This window comes from Treponema sp. R6D11 (assembly GCF_054786075.1).
On the sequence record NZ_BDHD01000152.1, the window covers coordinates 1 to 4,269 of the forward strand.

At 45.9% G+C, this 4,269-nt stretch carries 2 protein-coding genes; both read left to right on the forward strand.

All coding sequences use genetic code 11. The annotated features are described in order from the left end of the window. On the forward strand, positions 1 to 2,988 hold a 2,988-nt coding region (locus ACYVTD_RS10190; protein ID WP_461247671.1), incomplete at its 5' end, for a hybrid sensor histidine kinase/response regulator. A gap of 48 nt (positions 2,989 to 3,036) precedes the next feature. Continuing rightward, entirely contained in the window at positions 3,037 to 4,269 is a 1,233-nt protein-coding gene (locus ACYVTD_RS10195) for a tetratricopeptide repeat protein (RefSeq protein WP_461247672.1), read from the forward strand.

Sequence of the window (4,269 nt, forward strand, 5' to 3'; positions counted from 1 at the left end):
CGCAGTATGATATTAATTGGCTCCAACGCCCAAACGGTTAACAGTTATATCCAAAGTATCAATAAATATATGCAAAACAACGAAGAAAAACGCCTTTCCGGCGTCAACGGTTTTTACGGGTATTTTGACGTTTATGGGGGGATATTCCTGACAGGGGACGTGAATTGGAAACCCCCGCAAGATTATGACATGGAAAACCGCCCGTTTTATGTCGCCGCCGTCGAGGCGAACGGGGAGATAGGGGTTACCGCCCCGTATTATAATATAGCTTCTGAAGGGGAAACTATTACGTTTGTCCGCAGAATTTTCAACGATGCCGGCAAACCCCTTGCCATTATTTGCCTGAATATATTCATTGAAAGGGTCAAACAGCACGCCATTAACACGCAATTTGCCGAAAACGGTTACGGATTCCTGTTAAATCAGAACATGGAGTTAATCGCACACCCCGATCCTTCGCTTCTTGGAGTGCAGTTGCGTAACGTGAGGAGCTATATAGCGGCGTATGAGGACGAGTTGAGGAAGGACGGTTATATTAATGAGATTGTAACGACCGACTACCGTGGGATTAAATCCATTGTTTTTATCGAAAAACTTTACAACGGCTGGTACATGGGGGTTGTAACTCCTTACGACAAATATTATAAAACCACAAGGAATATGGCGCTGTTCCTTACATTGTTAGGCGCAATTTTGGCGGTAGTTCTTATTATTATTTTGCTTGTCATATTCAAGCAGATGAACAAAGAAAACGAAAAATCCCTAATGTTGGCGAAAAAACAGGCGGACGCGGACGCGCAAATAAACCAATCAAAACAGTCTCTCAGTATTCTGACAAATATCCTGAACGGAATTGACGCGCAGATATACGCCGTTGTCCCGCATACGGGCGAGCTTCTTTTTGTAAACGACTTTATGAAGAAACATTACAATATCGAAGGCGATTGTACCGGGCAACTTTGTTACAAGGTTTTTCTTACCGGTCAGGATCATGTATGTGATTTCTGCCCATGTTATGAGTTGGATAATGACCCGCATGGCACTATCGTGTGGGAACAGCGGGATCCCAGTACAAACCGCATATACCGTAATACGGACAGATACATCGAGTGGACGGACGGAAGAATCGCCCAAATCCAGCACTCGGTAGATATGACGGAAATAATCGACGCCAAGGAGCACGCGGAACAAAGCAACCGTTTTAAGAGCCAATTTTTGTCGCACATGAGCCACGAAGTGCGCACTCCCATGAACGCCATCTTGGGCATTACGGAAATTCAACTGCAAAATGAGACTCTCCCTTACGACGTGCAGGAAGCGTTCGGCAGAATCTACAATTCCGGCTATTTGCTGTTGGGCATTATAAACGACATTCTAGACCTTTCTAAAATAGAAGCGGGCAAACTTGAATTAATGCCCGTCAATTACGACGTGCCAAGCCTGATCAACGACGTAGTTTACCTAAATATCATCCGTTTCGACAACAAGCCGATTATTTTTGATCTTAAGGTGGATGAGAATCTGCCGGTTACGTTGTATGGCGACGAACTGCGCATCAAACAAATTCTTAACAATTTACTTTCCAACGCGTTTAAGTATACGGATTCCGGCAAGGTTTCGCTTTCAATCTTAGTTGAACAGGCTGATAAAGAGTCGATAATTCTCGCGTTCAGCGTGAAAGATACGGGGCAGGGCATGACTGGCGCGCAGTTGGACAAACTGTTTGACGAATATTCAAGGTTTAACCTTGAAGCAAACCGCACGACCGAAGGCGCTGGATTGGGCATGAATATCACGAAACGGCTTGTTGAGCTGATGAACGGGGAAATTTCCGTAGAAAGCAAAAAAGACGACGGCTCTATTTTTAAGGTGCGTCTGCCGCAGAAAATCGTTGATACTAAGGTTTTGGGAAAAGAAGAAGTGGAAAATCTCATGCAGTTCCATCTTGGCAAGATGTCGCACATGAAAAAAGCGCCTCAGGTCGTGCGAGAGTATATGCCTTACGGAAGAGTTCTTGTAGTGGACGATGTGGAAACAAACCTGTATGTCGCAAATGGGCTTATGTCCCCTTACGGAATAACGATAGATACGGCTACAAGCGGGTTTGAAGCCGTAGAAAAAATAAAAAACGGCGAAATTTACGACGTAATATTCATGGATCACTTTATGCCGAAAATGGACGGGATGGACGCCGCTAAAATTATCCGCTCTTTGGGATACAAGAAGCCCATTGTCGCATTGACTGCTAACGCATTGACGGGACAGAATGAAATATTCTTGGAACATGGTTTTGACGGTTTTATATCCAAACCCATAGACATACACCAGTTGAACGCCGTAATGAATAAATTTGTGCGCGACAAATATCCCGCCGAAGTAGTAGAAGCCGCGCGCCTGATAAAAAGCAACATGGAAAAAGTTACTCTTCAGCCGCAGTCCGCAAACCCAGAACTTTTAAAAGTTTTCACAAGGGACGCGCAAAAGGCGATTGTCTTTCTGGAAATGATACATAAAAAACAGGGCAATTACACCGACGAGGACATGCAGTTATATGTTATTAACGTGCACGCGATGAAAAGCGCCCTCGCAAATATAGGGGAAAATGAAATTTCGGAGCTAGCGTCCAAGCTGGAAAAAGCGGGCCATGATAGGGATAACAACCTTATTACGGAAGAAACTCCGGTATTTTTATCCACCCTGCGTGCCGTGGTGGAGAAAAACAAGTTAATTATTGACAACTTAAATAAAAAAGAGGCTGATACCCAGTATGATGATACGGCTTTTCTGTATGAGAATCTTGCCTTAATAAAGGAAGCATGCGACAAATTAGACAAAAAAACCGCCAAAAAAACGCTTTCGCTCCTAAAAAACAAGAATTGGCCGCCTCCGATTGTGGATTTGTTGGATAAAATAGCGGAACAACTGCTCCACGGCGAATTTGGCGAGGCAGGAAAACTGGCGGAAGATAATAAAAATGGCCAAAACTGACCTTTTCCCTCTGGATTTTCATAAAAACAGGCATTAGAATTGAAATAGATGAAGAAAATACTCGTTTTTCAAGCCCTTTTACTCGTTTTGGCGGTATCCGCCTCGGCTCAGAACAGCGGGAATTCCTTTGTCGTTTCGCAGGTTTCGGCGGAAGCCAGAAACAACCTGATAAGGCTTACATGGGTAGATTCCCCCGACGCCCTCGGGCCGGTTTACATATTCCGCTCGTCTATGCCGTTTTCCGGCTCGGTTCCCGCGAATATCAGACCCGTAACGGTCAAATACGGAGAGCAGTATTATATTGACGATTCCGACGACATGGAAAACATTTATTACTTTGTCGCCGCAAGCGATATTTCCGGACGGCGTTATGACGTTATTATTCCCCGCGTGAACAGCACCATGGCAAGCGTTTCAGGGGCGGGCGTTTCCGCATTGGGAGCGGTGGATGAAATTATTCTTGAAAATGAACCGCAAGCGTTACCTCCTATTGACCCCATTCAGGGGATTTTCGGATTAACGGCAAGGCCGGACGGAGAAAAGGTGTTGATCACTTTTAACGTGAACGGCCCCCGCAAGAACGCCGTACTTTACCGCAGTACGCGCCCCGTTAAAGAGCCGCTAGACCTACTGAACGCCGTTATGGTGCAATCGGGAATAAATTCCCCATTTGTCGATTATCCCGTACCCGGCCTGTCATATTATTACGCGCTAATTTATGAAGCTGAAATTTCAGGCGGCAGTATGGGAATAACGCCCGGCATTAACGCGACAATTTCCGCCGTAAACGTTTCCGGCGGCAGAAGTACGGAAAGAACATTGCGCCCCATGCCGCTTCCCGCCATGACACTGAACAACGCCCTGCCGGAAGGCTATTTCCTGCCGGAAGCGACCTCATCCGTCCCATTAAGCGACAGCGCCTCGAAAATTATCAGAAGCACGCCCGTGCCAGAAAAAGCGCCTCTTGAACAAAGAAAGCCGCGCATATTTACGGTAGATCTTCAGGCCCCGGCCGGCGGCGAAGACTCCGCCCTGTTTGACATTATAAGCGAATCATTTGTAAAGCGCGATTGGGAAAAAGCTCGCATTGGCTTACTGCATTATCTTTCATTGCCGCGCTCAAAAGACGTTGAGGCGCGCGCGCGTTTTTATCTTGGGCAGACATTGTACTTTACTGGGAACTATAGGGGAGCATTGTTTGAGTTTTTGTCGATTAAGGCGACTCATCCGGTGGAGGCTAATATGTGGATTGATTCGACATTAGCGGCATTGGTGTATTAG